The following is a 16,477-nucleotide window of genomic DNA, read 5'->3' on the forward strand; positions in this document are numbered from 1 at the left end:
ACCACCTGCTGCCCTTTTTGCCATCCGGGCCTCACGTCTTGGATGACTGGAACGTGCAAGGGGTCCAATTCCGGCCGACAGGCAGACGAAACAGCAATCGCGCAATCGGACCAACGATCGGGGAGAGAAGGTAGGCGGAAACGCGTCAGCCGGGCCCCCGTTGCCCTGCTGGCCTACCCGACTGCCCGAGTTGTCAGATCAGTCCTTCAGTCCACTGGACGATGTCGGACGCAGCCTGGCCGAAGGCAGCGTCGAGGGCAGCGACGTAGGCGTCGTTGCCGGTGCCGGAAACCGGCGCCGTGGCGTTGAACACGCGCGAGGCGCGAACCTGGCCGTTGCGGTCGTTCAGCAACCTGACGAACAGCTCGACCTCGGCCTGGGCGCTGCCGCCGACCTTGATCTCGAAGCTGCGGACCTCCACGATGACCTGGTAGTCGATCGCCAGCCCCTCGCCCGGCTTGCCTATGCCGACATAGCCGCCCGCGCGCTGGAAGGTCTCGGCAAGCCGCGCCTGCAGGATGCGCGGCAGCCGGTCGGACCACTGCGCGCCCTTGAGGAACTGGATCGAGCCGGGCGACGGCTTGATGACGATGCTCTGGCCATCGAGCGACTTCAGCGCCGAAGGTTCAGCGATCAGGATCTGGCGGCGGCTCGAACCGCTGCGGCCAGTCACCGAAGGCGCAGTCAATTCGTAGGTATCGAGTGGCGGCGGCGTGCTGACGAACAGCGAGGTGCAGCCGGACAGCGTCAGCGCCACTGCAGCAAGCAGCAATGTAGATCTAGCAGACTTCACATGCTGTCCCCGGATACGACTCACTCGCACCTTGCGCGAACCACCCTCAAGCAACTTCATGGTGCGGCAGGCAAACGATGTCAACGACGCACCCGCCCGTCGAATTCACGCACGGTGCCCTCGCCGCCGGTGATGATGCGCTGCGGATTGCGCTCCAGGTCGGAGATCGCCTGCTCGATGCGGGTGATCGAGCGGCGGCTGTCCTGGACGAGCGATTCGACGTCGCGCAGGCCCTGCCCCGAAAAGCGTGCCAATCCGTCGGTGATCGTGCCCAGGCGCGCATTCAGCGTGTCGGCGACCTGCTTGAACGCCTTCAGCGTCTCGCTGGCATCGGACATCACGCCTTCCGCCTCGCCCGAGCCCAGCAGCTTGTCGACCTTGGCCAACACGCCGTCGACGCGGACGGAAGCCTGGTTGAGACGCGACGCCAGTTGCTTGGCGTCGGAGACGATCTGGTCGATGTCGTCGGCGCGGTCACCGAACTTCTCGGTCACCTTGGCGACGTCGGCGGCCGCCTTGTTGGCGTTTTCGCTGGCCTTGCGGATGTTGTCGAGGGACTCCTTGACGCTCGCCGCATCCACCCCTTCCAGCACGCCGTCGACCTTGGTCAGGGTCTGTTGCGTCTTCTGGGCGAAGTCGTTGATCGAGGCGACGGTGGTGTTGACGCCCTTGACGATGTCGTCGATCTGGTCGCTCTGCGCGCTCAGGTTCTTGGTGAAGGTGTCGACACTGGCGACAATGTTCTTCACCTTGTCGCGGTCGACCGATTTGAGCAGCCCTTCCGCCGCCTCGATGGTGCCGTCGAGCTTGCCCGACACGGTGGATAGCTGCTCCGAAAGCGCGCTCACGCTGGCCAGGAACTTGTCCACGCCATCGGCATTGCGTGCCAGGGATTCCGAGAATTTCTGGGCATTGCCGACGGTTGCCGTCAGCGGGCCGCGGACGTCGTTGGTGAAGCCTTCGAGATTGTTCAGCACCGTGTCGGCGCGCTTGAAAATGTCCTGCGCCGTCTGCAGCAGGTTGGTGACTGCGGACGGATTGGCGACGATCTCGGCAACGGTGCCGTCAGCCTCGGCCTTGTCGAGCAGGTTCGGTTCCTTGATGTTGGCACCCTTGAGCTCGATGTTGGCCTGTCCGGTCAGGCCGGCAAGGCCGATGTCGGCCTGCGTCGACTGCGTGATCGGCGTCAGCCTGTCGATCTCCGCGTCGGCGATCGCCACCTGGGGATTGCTGACGTCGAGATAGACGCGACGGACGTCGCCGACCTTGACGCCGTTGAACAGCACGAAGCTGCCCCTGGCCAGCCCCGAGGCCGAGCCTGGAATGCGCACACGCAGCGTCGCTGTTTCGCCTCTCTCGCCGATCGCCGCCGTCCAATAGACGAAAGCAAACGCGGCCAGAATCGCAAACAGCGTGAAGATACCGACGACGACGTAGTTGGCCCTGGTCTCCATCACATCATTCCATTCTATGCCCTTGCGGCAAGATCAAGTTGCCGCGCGCGTTTTCCGCGGAAATACGACCTCACCCATGGTTCTTCGCTCTTCAGCATGTCGGCGATCGTGCCTTCGACCAGCACCTTCTTCTTGCCGAGCACGGCGACCCGGTCGCAGACCGAAAACAGGCTGTCGAGATCGTGCGTCACCATGTAGACGGTCAGGCCCATCGTATCGCGCATCTTGGCGACCAGTTCGTCGAACTCGGCAGCACCGATCGGATCGAGACCGGAAGTCGGCTCGTCGAGAAAGACGATGTCGGGGTCGAGCGCCAGCGCCCGCGCCAGCGCAGCGCGCTTGATCATGCCGCCGGACAGCTCGGATGGATATTTGCCGGCCGCATCCGGCGGCAGGCCGACCAGCTCGATCTTCAGCATCGCAAGCTCGTTCATCAGCTTCCGCGGCAGGTCGAGATATTCGCGCATCGGCACCTGGACGTTCTCGAGCACCGTCAGCGCCGAAAACAGCGCGCCGTGCTGGAACAACACGCCAAGCCGCATGTCGATCCTGAGCCGTTCTTCCTCGCTTGCGCTCTCCAGATCGACGCCAAAAAGCTTGATCGTGCCTGAGCACTTGCGGATCAGCCCAAGGATGGTGCGCAGCAGCACCGATTTGCCGGAACCGGAGGCGCCGACGAAACCGAGAATCTCGCCCCGCTTGATGTCCAGATCGAGCTTTTCCAGGATGACCTTTTCTTCGAAGGCAACCGTCAGGTCTCGAACCGAAAGCAGCACGTCGCCCTTGCCATTCAGGCTCTGGCCTTCCGATTGAATGGTCTTTGTCCGGCTCGCCATGTCAGAAATTGATCGCTGCGTAGAACATGGCGAACAGGCCATCGAGAATGATGACGACGAAGATGGCCTTGACCACCGACGCGGTGACGTGACGGCCCAGCGATTCCGCGCTGCCGCCGACCTTGAGGCCTTCGACGGACGCGATGGTGCCGATGATGATGGCCATGAACGGCGCCTTGATCAGCCCGGCAAAGATGGTGCTGAGATCGATCGCAACGCGCAGGCGGTCGATGAAAGCCGCCGGCGGAATGTCGGAGTAGAACCAGGCCGTGGCCATGCCGCCGCCAAGGGCGGCGAAATTGGCCAGGATCGAAAGGCAGGGCAGCGCAATGACCAGCGCCACCAGCCGCGGAAACACCAGCACGCCGATCGGGTTGAGGCCGATGACCGTCAGCGCGTCGACCTCCTCGCGCATCTTCATCGAGCCGATTTCCGCGGTGATCGCGCTGCCCGAGCGGCCGGCGATCATGATCGCCGTCATCAGCACGCCGAGTTCGCGCAGCACCAGCACGCCGATCAGGTCGACGACGAAGATGTCGGCCCCGAAATAGCTGAGCTGGAACGCCCCCTGCTGGGCGACGATGGCGCCGACGATGCCGGACATCAACAAGACCACGGGAATCGCGCCGACGCCCATGCGGTCGATCTGGGCGAAGATGGCCGCCGGGTTGACCGCATGGCCGCGCCCGAGCTTCATCTGGGCGCCACGGATGGTCGCGCCCAGAATGTTCATCGAAGACAGGAAGTCGTCGCGCATCTCATAGACACGCCGGCCCACTGCCTCCAGCATGCGGATGACGATGTTCGGCTGGACCACGGCAGCCGAATCGCCCTCGCGTCGCACGGCCTCGCCAACGGCACCGAGCAGGACGTTGGCCGCTTCGCTGCGGCCTTCCATCTTGACCTCGACGCCCCTCTTTTCATTGGCGCAGACCAGCCTGTCGATGACCCAGGCGCCCGCAGTGTCCATCTTCTCGATGCCGGACAGGTCGAGCGCCAGTGCCGCAAAGCCCTTGCGGGCTTCGAGCGTGCGCATTTCAGCATCGACAAGGGCTACGGTGCGCGTGGTCCAGATGCCGGTGAAGACGCAGGCAAGCACGCCCCCACGCTCCGCCACAGCAACCTGAGGTCGGTGATCTCGACCGTCGGCTGCCCCGCCGCTTGCTTCCCGTTTGCCGATGGTCAACATGGCACCCTACTTAACGTGTCGGCTGCTGCCTGTCGATTTTCGCAACCCCGCCAAGCAGTTGAACGGAGAAGATTTTCATGGTGCGTGTCCTTTCGGTCGAAGATGAGCGCTTTCCCATCGCCGGAACGTTCACGATCTCGCGCGGTTCCAAGACCGAAGCCGAGGTCATCACCTGCACGATCACCGAATCAGGCTTCACCGGACGCGGCGAATGCGTGCCCTACAAACGCTACGGCGAGACCATGGCCAGCGTCCGCGAGGCAATCGAGCAGGCGCGGCGTGCAGTCGAAGATGGCGCCAATCGGACGGACCTGCTCTCTCTCATGCCTGCAGGCGCGGCCCGCAACGCCGTCGACTGCGCCTTGTGGGACCTCGAGGCAAGGACGACCAACACCGCAGTTGCCTCAAGGCTCGGCCTGACCTCGCCTCGCGCGATCGAGACCGCCTACACGCTGTCCCTGGGCGAACCCGAGGCGATGGCAGCACAGGCGCGCGCCAACGCCATGCGTCCGTTGCTCAAGGTCAAGATCGGCGGCGACAACGATATTGCCCGCATCCGCGCGGTGACCGAAGCGGCACCGCACAGCCGCATCATCCTCGACGCCAACGAAGGCTGGACCGACACCAACGTCGCCGAAAACCTGGCTGCAGCCGCGGAGCTGCGGGTCGCGCTGATCGAACAGCCGCTGCCGGCAGGGGCCGACCAGATCCTGGGGCGCATTCCGCACCCGGTGCCGATCTGTGCCGACGAAAGCGTCCACAGCGCCGCAGACCTTGACGGGCTCAAGGGCCTCTACGACGCCGTCAACATCAAGCTCGACAAGTCGGGCGGCCTGACGGCGGCGCTCGAACTGCGCGACCGCGCCCGTATGCTCGGCTTCCAGGTGATGGTCGGCTGTATGGTCGGCACCTCGCTCGCCATGGCGCCAGCGGTGCTGCTCGCCCAGGATGCCGATTTCGTCGATCTCGATGGCCCCTTGCTCTTGGCCCGCGACCGCTCGCCGGGGCTCATCTACAACGGCTCAATGGTGTCTCCGCCCCTGTCCGCGCTCTGGGGTTGAGCGCGAGGCCAGCACCACGAGGACGATGGCGCAAGCCGCGACACCGGCCATGAAAAAGAAGCCGTTGACGCCGAAGCGCTCGTAGAGCGGGCCCGAAACCAGCGTCACGATCGCCATCGACATGCCGTTGGTGAAATAGGCGACGCCTTGTGCGGCGCCGGTGCGCTCTTCGGGGATGGACTCGGCAATCAGCTTCTGCACACCGATCAGCACCAGGGCCGTCGACAGCGCGTGCAGGCTTTGCACCGCGAAGAAGCCCGGCACGCCCAGTCCCAGGGGCCAGATCAGCGGATACGCGATCCAGCGGACGATCGCACCGGCGCCAGCCAGGACGAGCACCAGCGCCGTCGACCTGGAACCGAACAGCCGGGTGAAAAACATGAACATGACGATTTCCGCCGCCACCCCCCAGCTCCACAGCAGCCCGACAATGGTTTCGTCGATGCCGAGAGACTTCCAGTAGATCGACACGAAACCGTAGAGGAAACCGTGGCTGCCGATGATCACCCCGGTGCCACCGGCCATCAGCAGGAAGTAGCGGTTGAACAGCTTCGGCGCCTGCTGCATGTCGGCCGCCGACAACGGCGAAGCCTGTCTCGGCCTGCCCAGGCGAGGCGTGATGAACGACATCAGGAAGCAGCCCAGAAGCCCGATCGAGATGATGACGGGCACCGCATCCGCGCCTGTCCATGACAGGATGAACCCTGCGCCCAGGCTGCCGCCGAGAAAGGCGATCGAGCCCCAAATGCGCATCGCCGCATAATCGGAACCGTAGCGGCGAACGCCAGACAGAGCCAGCGAATCGGCGATCGGCGAGTGCGGCGTCCAGACCACCGCAAGCGCCAGCGAGACGGCCAGCACGATGAGATAGGCAGGTTCCAGGAAATAGCCGAGCGAAAGCAACAGCGCCGAGGCGGCAAGGAAGATGAAGACGTTGGCGCGGTCCCTGGCGCGGTCGGCCATCGCCGCGATCAACGGCGTGGTGATGACGCGCAGAAACATCGGTGCCGAAAGGATGATGGCGATCTGTTCGGGATCGAACCCCTTGGCTTCGAGCCAGAGCGGGAAATACGGCAGGTGCACGCCCATCGGTACGAACAATGCGGCGAACAGCAGCGATATGCGCAGCTCGAAGCGCTGCGGCTTGACCTGCTGTTCTGGCGTGAGAGGCGGAAGTTTCATGGCAGGTATGCGGTCCGGGTGCAGACCCGATCCTAGCAAGCCTCACCGATTTGCTGTTCCAATACCATGGCTGTCGGGGCGGCGAAAGCGGCCCGGATCGCCAAGCCGCCGAGGGGTTAGGCCACGCCTGCCGGTCCTGGTCGGCCAAGCCGCGTCGCCGCTCGGGTCGCCAGGATGATCATGCACGCCGAGGCGCAACGCCCGCTCGTGCACTGGCAGCGTCTTGTCTGGCTCGCTGACGGGCGCATGGCCCGGCCCTTCCCGCCTGTGGCGGGAAGCATGTCTTGAACGGCACATCCGGGTTGTCCGTTCAGGCCGCCTTGTCGACGCGCTGGTCGACGACCATCGGCACGAAGGGCTCGTTCACCAATTGCCCTGCCAACACATGCGGCCAGCGCAGGATGACGAAGCTACCGTCGAAATTCTCGGCCACGGCCGTGCAGTTTTCCACCCAATCGCCGGTGTTGATGTACTGGATGCCTTCGAAGCTCTCGATCGCCGGATGATGGATGTGGCCGCAGATGACGCCATCGACCTCGGAACGCCTGGCCTCTTCGGTCAAAACGTCCTGGAAGGCGCCGATGAAGTTCACCGCCTTCTTGACCTTGACCTTGGCCCAGGACGAGAACGACCAGTAGGGCATGCCGAAGGTGCGGCGGAAACGCGCCACGATCCGGTTCGTCGCCATCGCCGCGTCGTAGGCGAAGTCGCCGAGATAGGCGAGCCAGCGGGCATTCTGCACCACGGCGTCGAACTGATCGCCATGGATGACCAGGAAACGCTTGCCGTCGGCCGCTTCGTGGATGGCACGGTCGGCGACGACGATGCCGCCGAAATGCACGCCCTGGAACATGCGGGCGAACTCGTCGTGATTGCCGGCGATGTAGGTGATGGCAGTACCCTTGCGGGCCTGGCGCAGCAGCTTCTGGACGACGTCGTTGTGGGTCTGCGGCCAATGCCAGGAGCGGCGCAAGCGCCAGCCATCGATGATGTCGCCGACGAGATAGATAGCCTCCGCCTCGTGATGGCGCAGGAAATCGATCAGAAAGTCGGCCTTGGCACCCTTCGAGCCCAGATGGACATCGGAGATGAAGAGCGTTCGGAAACTGCGTGTGCTGGTGCCGGACATGGCATTTCACCCGTTGCTGTCGCGGTGGCTATGCCCAGATTCATGCAACAGGCGTATGACGATTGCGGCGGCCGCGCCTTGGACCTAGGGTGGGCCATCACCGACAGGAGACGCACATCATGGATCTCGGCATCCGGGGCAAAAAGGCAATCGTCTGCGCGTCAAGCCGCGGACTGGGCAAGGGTTGCGCCATCGCATTGGCCGAAGCGGGATGCGAACTTTTCCTCAACGGCCGCGATGCCGGCGCGCTCAGCCGCACGGCGACGGAAATCCGCCAGCGCTTCGGCGTGGCCGTCACCGAAATCGCCGGCGACGTCTCCGATCCCCAGGTGCAGAAGGCGCTTCTCGCCGCCTGCCCGTCTCCCGATATTCTGGTCAACAACAATGGCGGCCCGCCCTATCGCGATTTTCGCGAGCTCGACCGGGCAAAGATCCTCGAAGGCGTGACCAACAACATGGTCACCCCGATCGAACTGATCAAAGCGGTGATCGACGGCATGGCCGAACGCGGCTTCGGCCGCATCGTCAACATCACGTCGCTGTCGGTCTACACGCCGATTCCGGGCCTCGACCTTTCGTCGGGCGCGCGCGCCGGGCTCACGGCATTCCTGGCGGGCGTGGCGCGCACCGTCGCCAACCGCAACGTCACCATCAACAACATGCTGCCGGGCAAGCTCGACACCGACCGCCTACGCGGCCCCCACGAGCCGGGCAGCATCGAGGATCCGGCCCAGGGGGCGGCCCGACGCGCCCGGCTAAGCGCCGAAGTGCCGGCCGGCAGGCTTGGAACGCCGGAAGAATTCGGCCAGATTTGCGCCTTCCTCTGCTCGGTTCACGCCGGATACATGACCGGGCAGAACATTCCCGTCGACGGCGGACTGTATGTCAGTTCGTTCTGACCCTCGAGAGGCTGACTCAGCATCTCAACATCTGGCGCCAAGCCGCTGGAATGATTTCCGTTCCGGCGCTTGAAAGTGCTTCAACGCCGTTTTGGCATTGACACCTCGAAATATGCGGCCGTCGTGCTAAGAACGGCCTTTGATGCGGATTCTAAAGGAGTTAGAGATGGCCGGGGACAACAAGAAGAAGGAAGCGCTCTCCGATCTCGATCAGGCAGCGCTCTTTTTCCACAAGCACCCCGTCCCGGGAAAGCTGGAAATCCAGGCTACCAAGCCACTGGGCAACCAGCGCGACCTGGCACTCGCTTATTCGCCCGGCGTCGCCGCCCCCTGCATCGCCATCAAGGAAGACCCCGAAACCGCCGCCGACTACACCGGCCGCGCCAACCTGGTGGCCGTCATCTCCAACGGCACGGCCGTGCTCGGCCTTGGCAATATCGGCCCGCTGGCATCCAAGCCGGTGATGGAGGGCAAGGCCGTCCTGTTCAAGAAATTTGCCGGCATCGACGTCTTCGACATCGAGATCGATGCCCCCGAGATCGACCAGATGGTCAACACCATCTCGGCACTCGAGCCGACCTTCGGCGGCATCAACCTCGAGGACATCAAGGCACCCGAGTGCTTCGACGTCGAGGAACGCCTGAAGGCGAAGATGCGCATTCCCGTCTTCCACGACGACCAGCACGGCACCGCGATCATCGTCGCAGCCGCGGTGCTCAACGGACTGGAACTCGCCGGCAAGAAGATCGAGGATGTCAAGATCGTCACCTCGGGTGCAGGTGCCGCAGCGCTTGCCTGCCTCAACCTGCTGGTGTCGCTCGGCGCCCTGGTCGAAAACATCTGGGTCACCGACCGCTTCGGCGTCGCCCACAAGGGCCGCACCGAGGAGATGGACCGCTGGAAGGACCCTTACGTCAAGGACACCAATGCCCGCGTGCTGGCCGATGTCATCGGCGGTGCCGACGTGTTTCTCGGCCTGTCCGCCGCCGGCGTTCTGAAGCCGGAACTGCTCACCCAGATGGCCGAAAAGCCGCTGATCCTCGCGCTCGCCAATCCCAAACCCGAGATCATGCCCGAGGAGGCACGGGCCGCTCGGCCGGACGCCATGATCTGCACCGGCCGTTCGGACTTCCCGAACCAGGTCAACAACGTGCTGTGCTTCCCTTACATCTTCCGCGGCGCGCTCGACTGCGGCGCCAGCGCGATCAATGAGGAGATGAAGATGGCTGCGGTGCGCGCGATCGCCGCCCTTGCCCGCGAGGAGCCGTCGGATGTCGCTGCCCGCGCCTATTCGGGCGAGACGCCGACCTTCGGCCCCGACTTCCTGATCCCGTCGCCTTTCGACCCCCGGCTGATCCTGCGCATCGCGCCTGCCGTCGCCCAGGCCGCCTGCGAGACCGGCGTCGCCACCCGCCCGATCACCGACTTCACCGCCTATGTCGAAAAGCTCAGCCGCTTCGTCTTCCGTTCCGGCCTGGTGATGAAGCCGATCTTCTCCAATGCCAAGCAGGCGACGGCCAATCGCGTCATCTACGCCGACGGCGAGGACGAGCGCGTGCTCCGCGCTGCCCAGGTGGTGCTGGAGGAAGGCCTTGCCAAGCCGATCCTGATCGGCCGTCCGCATGTCATCGAGGTCCGCCTCAAGCGCTACGGCCTGCGCATTCGTCCCGGCGTCGACTTCGAGGTCATCAATCCCGAGGACGATCCGCGCTATCGCCACTATGTCGACCACCTGATCGATCTCGGTGGCCGCCAGGGCATCACGCCGGAGGCGGCACGCACCATGGTGCGGACCAACAATACGGTCATTGCATCCATTGCGCTGAAGCGTGGCGACGCCGACGCCATGATCTGCGGGCTGGAAGGCCGCTTCGAGCGCCATCTGCGCAATGTCACGCTGATCGTCGGCGCCCGCGACGGCGTCAAGGATCGTGACCTGTCGGCGCTTTCGATGCTGATCTCGCAGCGCGGCGTCCTGTTTTTCACCGACACCTATGTGACGGTCGACCCGAGCGCCGAAGAGATCGCCGAGATGACAATGCTCGCGGCCGACGAGATCCGACGCTTCGGCATCGAGCCGAAGGCCGCCCTGCTGTCGCATTCGAATTTCGGCTCGCGCGATTCGCAAAGCGCGCAGAAGATGCGGCAGGCAGCCGCGATCCTGAAGCGCATAGCGCCCGAGCTCGCCAGCGACGGTGAAATGCACGGCGATTCCGCACTGTCGGAAGTGTTGCGCCAGCGCGTCTATCCGCACTCGACGCTGAAGGGTGAAGCCAACCTTCTTGTCTTCCCCAATCTCGACGCCGCAAACATCGCGTTGACGACGGTCAAGACCATGATGGACGCGCTGCATGTCGGGCCGATCCTGCTCGGCACGGCCCAGCCGGCCCACATCCTGACGCCATCGGTCACGTCGCGCGGCATCGTCAACATGACGGCGCTCGCGGTGGTCGAGGCCTCGCAGCGGGCTCATACCGCCAGCTGAAGGTTCGCCGTTACCAAACAAACGGTTAACCTCGCTGGTACTAGGTTGAGTCGATCCTGCCAGGGAGCGGCATGTTCGGGCGCGGCACAACGACAAGGACGATGAGGTGGCCGGCGCATGCGCTGGCCGCCGTCCTGTCGGTGTACGTCGCATCAACCGCCCTGGCCGCCTCGCCGCAATGCCTTCAACTCGAGGCGGAACTGGCCGGCTTGCCCGCACAGCCACGCGGCAGCTTCGTCCAGCCGGACGAATTCACCGCTGCCGCAAACACCCAGCGCGACCAGATCGACCTGGCCCGTATCAGGGCGGCCGACCTCGGCTGCGGCCGGGCCATTGCGCCCGGCATGGTTGCCGCCTGCGCCGACCTCAATGCCCGGATCGCCAGGATGGAGGACAATCTCGGCCAATTGGAAAGCAGGCCGGCGATGCGCCCCAACCGGAATGCCCGCGCCGAACGGATCCGTATCCTCGACGCACTCGAACGGGCTGGTTGCTACGATCAGCCTGAGGAAGAGGACGACGAGTCCTTCAGCGCTGAGCCAGCCGAGAACCAGGCCGGGGTCACGATCATTCGCGGCGGCAGTTCCGAAACCCTCGATGCCGACGAGCGCTACCCGCAGCGCATCGTGATCGGCCGCGACCAGCAACAGGGAACGGGCGAATACCGCACGCTCTGCGTGCGGACCTGCGACGGCTATTTCTTTCCGATGTCGAATGCTGCCGACGTCTCGGATTTCCAGCGCGACGAGAAGAACTGCGCAGCGAGTTGCCCAGGCACGGACATCGAGCTGTTCTATCACCTCAATGGCGGTCAGCCGCAGGAAAGCATGGTTTCCGCCCGCTCCGGCCAACCCTACGGCAACCTGCCGACCGCCTACCGCTACAAGCGGGTGGATTTGCCACGCGTGCCGGCCTGCGGCTGCAACATCAGCCAGAACAGCAATTTTTCCATTGTCGGCGGCGAAGGACGTGCCGTGCGCGAGGCAGCCAGCCCGGCCCAGGAGGACGAGGCGCCGATGCCGGTCGTCCCCAAGGCAGCACCCGACCCGGACCGAAAGGTCAGGGCCGTCGGGCCAGCGTTCCTTCCCGACCCACGAGCGGCAACAGATCTGCGAGCTCCGGGCCCGACTCCAGCCCGGTAAGGGCGAGCCGCAGCGGCATGAACAGCGCCTTGCCCTTGCGGCCGGTCGCCTTTTTCACCTTGGCCGTCCAGTCCTTCCAGACATTGCCGTCCCATGGCTCGTCGGGCAGAAGATCGAAGGCCTGGCCGAGGAACTCGCGATCCTCGTCGGCGATCTCGGTCGCCGCCTGCGGCCCCTCGCGCAGGATCTTCCACCACGAAACCGCGTCCGAAAGCCGGTCGAGATTGCCGCGCACGGCCATCCAGAACGCCTCCGCATGCGGGCCACTGACGCCGAGCACCATCAGGCGGTCACGCACTTCGTCGAAGGACGTGTGGTGCAGGAGCGAGCGATTGAGCACGATGAGCTCGTCGGGATCGAATTTCGACGCCGACTTCGAAGTCGCCGCCGGATCGAATTTCTCGGCCAGTTCGGCAAGGCTCGGCACCGCCCTGACATTCTCCGATGTCCCGACAAGCACGGCAAGCGAAGCGACCGACAACGGCTCGATGCCGCTGTCGCGCAGGCTTTCGATCGACAGCGCACCGGTGCGCTTGGACAGCCCCTCGCCCGACGCCGTGGTCAGCAGGTTGTGGTGGCCGAATGCCGGCGGTTCGGCACCGAGCGCGCGGAAGATCGCAATCTGGACGCCGGTGTTGGTGACGTGATCGTCGCCGCGGATGACGTGGGTGATCCCCATCTCGATGTCGTCGACCACCGACGGCAGCGTGTAGAGATAGGTTCCGTCCTCGCGCACAAGAACCGGATCGGACAGGGAGGCCAGATCGACGGTCTCCTCCCCACGCACGACATCGTTCCAGTGGATTTCGGTGCGCTCGGTCTCGAACGGGTCCGACGTGAAATTGGGCAGCAGGAAGCGCCAGTGCGGCTTGCGCCCGTCATGTTCGTAGGACGCGCGTTCGGCATCGGTGAGCTTCAGCGCCTCGCGCCCGTAGACCGGCGGCAGGCCGCGGGTACGGCGCACCTTGCGGCGCAAGTCGAGCTCTTCCGTCGTTTCGTAGCAGGGATAGAGCACACCGGCCGCCTTGAGCCTGTCGACGGCCGCGTCATAGCTGGCAAAGCGGCGCGACTGGTATTCGGTCTGGTCGGGGAAGATGCCGAGCCAGTGCAGGTCGTAGAGGATCGAATCGGCGAATTCCTGGCGCGAGCGCTCGACATCGGTGTCGTCGAAGCGCTGGACGAAACGCCCCTTGTGCTTGAGCGCAAACAGCCAGTTGAACAGGGCCGTGCGCGCATTGCCGATGTGGATGCGTCCGGTGGGTGAAGGTGCGAAGCGAACTGTAACTGTCATGATCGGGGCGTAGCGGAAGGCTTTTGCGTTGACAAGACGGCGCCCCCGCACCTCCTTTCCAGAAATAATGCAAGCTTGCTTCAAATGGAAGCCGACCAATAGGACTACTTCCGCCTATGAGACGAAGTAAGGGCCGCGATCACTCGCGGCCCTTTCAAGATCAGACCAGACCTTTCGTAAGCTCCAGTGCCTGGCGCTCGAACAGCCGGCGGTAAATACCGCCGTCGAGGCGGACCAGTGCCTCGTGCCGGCCCTCTTCGACGATCTCGCCCCGATCGAAGACGAGCAGCCGGTCGAGCGCCCGCACCGTCGACAGCCGGTGCGCGATGACCAGTGTCGTGCGTCCGACCATCAACCGCTCCATGGCCTCCTGGATCAGCACCTCCGATTCCGAATCGAGGCTGGAAGTCGCCTCGTCGAGGATCAGGATCGGCGCATCGGCCAGGAATGCCCGCGCGATGGCCACGCGCTGGCGTTCGCCGCCCGACAGCTTGACGCCGCGTTCACCGACAAGCGTGCCGTAGCCCTTGGGCAGGCGCTGGATGAAATCATGCGCGCTGGCGAGTTTCGCCGCGTGTTCGATCTCGGCCTGCGTCGCGCCCGGGCGGGCATAGGCGATGTTCTCGGCAAGCGACCGGTGGAACAGGATCGGCTCCTGCTGGACGATCGCCACCTGCGAACGCAGCGACGACTGCGTCGTCCTGGCGATATCCTGCCCATCGATGGTGATCCGGCCGCCGCCGACGTCGTACAGCCGCTGGATTAGCTTGACGAATGTCGTCTTGCCCGAACCCGAGTGACCGACAAGGCCGACACGCTCGCCCGGCCTGATCGACACGGAGAAATCCCGGTAGAGCGGCAACGCGTGAGTGCCATAGTGGAAGGTCACATTGTCGAACTCGATGCCGCCATCGCGGATCTGGATCGGCTTGGCGCCCGGCCGGTCGGCGACGCCGAGCGGCTGGCCCTGGATGTCGACCAGTTCCTCCATGTCGTTGACCGAGCGCTGCAGGTTGCGGATGTGCATGCCAACATCGCGCAGATAGCCCTGCAGCAGGAAGAACGACGTCAGCACGAAGGCGATATCGCCCGCGCTCGCCTGTCCGCCCGCCCAGAGCGTCAACGCAAAGCCGATGATCGCGGCGCGCAGCAGAACCAGGGTGACGTTCTGCGACGTGCCGTTGATCGTCCCGCGCATCCAGGTTCTCGCCGTGCGGTGGCGCCACTTGGCGATCACCTTGGCAAGCCGGCCTTCCTCACGCTCTTCGGCGCCGAACGCCTTGACCACGGAGTTGCAGCTGACGGCATCGGCGAGCGAACCACCCAGCCGCGTGTCCCAGCGGTTGGCAAGGCTTGCCGCCGGCGCGACGAAGCCGAGCGACATCACCACCGTCTGCGCGATGAAGATGAGCGAGCCCGCTGCAATGATCAGGCCCATCATCGGCCAGTGCCAGCCCAGCAGGAGTGTCGAGCCCACCAGCATCACGATCGACGGCAACAGCGCCACCAGCAGCGTGTCGTTGAGCAGGTCGAGCGCCCACATGCCGCGCGTCACCTTGCGCACCGTCGAACCGGCGAAGCTGTTGGCATGCCAGTCGGTCGAAAAGCGCTGGACGCGATGGAACGCGTCTTGGGCAATGTCGGACATCATCTTGAGCGTCAGCTCGATGATGCCGGCAAACGCGATGTGACGGAACACCAGCGAACCGGTCGCCAGCGCCAGCAGCGTGAAGAACGCCGCCAGGGCAGCGTTCCACGCCACCTCATCGGTCGCAGCGCCACTGGCGACGGCGTCGATCAGCCGACCCGAGTAGAGCGGCGTCATCACGTCGGCCATGGTCGAGACGAGAACGGCCGCCGAAATGACGACGAGCCGCACCGGCTGGTGCTTCCAGTGCCTGAAAGTGAATCCCAGAACGCTGCGGAAGGCGCCGCCGCGCAGGTCGATACGAAAACGAGCCATGATGTCATCGAGGCGTCGAAACCGACGCCATCCTCAGAGAAAAAAGATGTTCAAGGGCGCGACGAATAATTCTTATGGAATCAGGAAGTCGCGGTACGGCGGCGTCGGGAACAAAAGACACCGAAGGCGGTTCGCGAGGTCAATGGCCTCGGTTCGAACCTCGGGAGGACATGTCATATTCTGGCATTCAGACCTCCCTGTTAGTGGCCGCGAAGGAGTTGCTTATAACCGAGCAACTTTGCTTCGCCAAGTCCCGGTCTGGACCGAAGCCAATTGTGCCAGAACAAGCATGCCGACGAGTACCGCTTGCGCAATAGATAAGTGTATGCTTATCTGAAATCCATGAACGAATCTGACGTATTCCGCGCCCTTTCCGACCCGACGCGACGTGCCGTGTTCGACAGGCTGCTGTCCGGCGGGAAGAACGCGACCGAACTGCGCGAAGGCCTCGAAATCTCGCAGCCCGCCGTCTCGCAGCATATCGCGGTGCTGCGCGGCGCCGGGCTGATCAGTGAAGAACGGGCCGGCCGGCACACCAACTACAGCGTCAACCCCGACGGGCTGAAGCCGCTGTTCGACTGGCTGGCCCGCTATCGTGCCTTCTGGCCGGACCGCGTCGAGCGACTGAAGACCTTGCTCAAGGAGATGGACCAATGACGGACATGGCCGAAACCGACGACCGGAGCGAGGCGATCGTCGTCGAATGCGAACTTGAGGCAGACCCGGAGAAGGTCTGGCGTGCGCTGACCGTGCCTGAACTGATCTCGGCCTGGCTCGACGTGCCCGCAGCGGACGAGGTGTCCGCAGATACGAGCGGACCTGCCTACCGGATCGTCGAGGCCCTGCCCTTTTCACGTGTTCGCTATGCCTGGAACGACGCCTCGGCGAGCGAGCCGGAGAGTTTCGTGACCTTCGACCTCGAAGCGCAGCCGGGCGGCGGCACATGGTTCCGCCTGACCCACAGCGCCGAAAGCGGCCGACGGATCGGTGGCGCGGCCAACTCGAACAGCCCGCCGATCATGGCGCGCGCCGCCTAACCCAAACCACTCCCAA

Annotated in this window: 14 protein-coding genes; 6 read left to right on the top strand and 8 right to left on the bottom strand. The window is 64.4% G+C overall.

Annotated features, from left to right (window positions below; genetic code table 11):
* Positions 1–193 precede the first annotated feature (193 nt).
* The 4 genes from ASC75_RS15535 to ASC75_RS15550 form a co-directional block, all read right to left on the bottom strand.
* Complete coding sequence (locus tag ASC75_RS15535; RefSeq protein WP_244487849.1) at positions 194–793, bottom strand: ABC-type transport auxiliary lipoprotein family protein; 600 nt, start codon at positions 791–793, stop codon at positions 194–196.
* A gap of 80 nt (positions 794–873) precedes the next feature.
* The gene (locus tag ASC75_RS15540; RefSeq protein WP_055977199.1) at positions 874–2,247 is read right to left on the bottom strand and encodes an MlaD family protein; all 1,374 of its coding nucleotides are present in this window, start codon (positions 2,245–2,247) and stop codon (positions 874–876) included.
* A gap of 14 nt (positions 2,248–2,261) precedes the next feature.
* The gene (locus tag ASC75_RS15545) at positions 2,262–3,083 is read right to left on the bottom strand and encodes an ABC transporter ATP-binding protein (protein ID WP_055977202.1); all 822 of its coding nucleotides are present in this window, start codon (positions 3,081–3,083) and stop codon (positions 2,262–2,264) included.
* A 1-nt stretch (position 3,084) separates the two neighbouring features.
* On the bottom strand, positions 3,085–4,272 hold the full coding sequence (locus ASC75_RS15550) for an ABC transporter permease (protein WP_055977205.1): 1,188 nt from the start codon (positions 4,270–4,272) through the stop codon (positions 3,085–3,087).
* Between the two features lie 77 nt (positions 4,273–4,349).
* On the opposite strand from ASC75_RS15550, the gene dgcA reads away from it, so the two are divergent.
* Complete coding sequence (dgcA, locus tag ASC75_RS15555) at positions 4,350–5,333, top strand: N-acetyl-D-Glu racemase DgcA (protein ID WP_055977208.1); 984 nt, start codon at positions 4,350–4,352, stop codon at positions 5,331–5,333.
* Here the strand turns inward: dgcA and ASC75_RS15560 are convergent.
* Together ASC75_RS15560 and ASC75_RS15565 are read right to left on the bottom strand one after the other, a co-directional pair.
* Positions 5,295–6,515, bottom strand: coding sequence for an MFS transporter (locus ASC75_RS15560; protein WP_055977212.1), 1,221 nt, complete (start codon positions 6,513–6,515; stop codon positions 5,295–5,297). The two genes, dgcA and ASC75_RS15560, sit on opposite strands and share 39 nt — an antisense overlap.
* Positions 6,516–6,825: 310 nt before the next feature.
* Positions 6,826–7,644, bottom strand: a complete 819-nt coding sequence (locus ASC75_RS15565) for a UDP-2,3-diacylglucosamine diphosphatase (RefSeq protein ID WP_055977215.1) — start codon at positions 7,642–7,644, stop codon at positions 6,826–6,828.
* A 119-nt stretch (positions 7,645–7,763) separates the two neighbouring features.
* On the opposite strand from ASC75_RS15565, the gene ASC75_RS15570 reads away from it, so the two are divergent.
* The 3 genes from ASC75_RS15570 (at position 7,764) to ASC75_RS15580 (ending at position 12,170) form a co-directional block, all read left to right on the top strand.
* Positions 7,764–8,543, top strand: a complete 780-nt coding sequence (locus tag ASC75_RS15570; protein ID WP_055977218.1) for an SDR family oxidoreductase — start codon at positions 7,764–7,766, stop codon at positions 8,541–8,543.
* Positions 8,544–8,709: 166 nt separating this feature from the next.
* Positions 8,710–11,028 carry an NADP-dependent malic enzyme gene (locus tag ASC75_RS15575; RefSeq protein ID WP_055977221.1) on the top strand — a complete coding sequence of 773 codons (2,319 nt, stop codon included), beginning with the start codon at positions 8,710–8,712 and terminating at the stop codon, positions 11,026–11,028.
* Between the two features lie 101 nt (positions 11,029–11,129).
* Positions 11,130–12,170 (top strand): DUF2865 domain-containing protein, encoded by a 1,041-nt coding sequence (locus ASC75_RS15580; protein WP_055977226.1) that lies wholly within the window; start codon positions 11,130–11,132, stop codon positions 12,168–12,170.
* On the opposite strand, the gene gltX is transcribed toward ASC75_RS15580, so the two are convergent.
* Both gltX and ASC75_RS15590 read right to left on the bottom strand, forming a co-directional pair.
* Positions 12,088–13,461: a glutamate--tRNA ligase gene (gene gltX, locus ASC75_RS15585; RefSeq protein ID WP_055977228.1), complete on the bottom strand. Its 1,374-nt coding sequence runs from the start codon at positions 13,459–13,461 to the stop codon at positions 12,088–12,090. The two genes, ASC75_RS15580 and gltX, sit on opposite strands and share 83 nt — an antisense overlap.
* A 160-nt stretch (positions 13,462–13,621) precedes the next feature.
* A complete protein-coding gene (locus ASC75_RS15590) occupies positions 13,622–15,424 on the bottom strand; it encodes an ABC transporter ATP-binding protein (RefSeq protein WP_055977231.1) in 1,803 nt (600 codons plus the stop codon).
* A gap of 342 nt (positions 15,425–15,766) precedes the next feature.
* Between ASC75_RS15590 and ASC75_RS15595 the strand changes: the two genes are divergently transcribed.
* Complete coding sequence (locus tag ASC75_RS15595; RefSeq protein WP_055977237.1) at positions 15,767–16,081, top strand: metalloregulator ArsR/SmtB family transcription factor; 315 nt, start codon at positions 15,767–15,769, stop codon at positions 16,079–16,081.
* Positions 16,078–16,461 (top strand): SRPBCC domain-containing protein, encoded by a 384-nt coding sequence (locus ASC75_RS15600; RefSeq protein ID WP_055977242.1) that lies wholly within the window; start codon positions 16,078–16,080, stop codon positions 16,459–16,461. Before ASC75_RS15595 ends, ASC75_RS15600 begins: the two co-directional genes overlap by 4 nt.
* Positions 16,462–16,477: the final 16 nt, after the last annotated feature.

This window comes from Aminobacter sp. DSM 101952 (assembly GCF_001424795.1).
Lineage (GTDB): Bacteria > Pseudomonadota > Alphaproteobacteria > Rhizobiales > Rhizobiaceae > Aminobacter > Aminobacter aganoensis.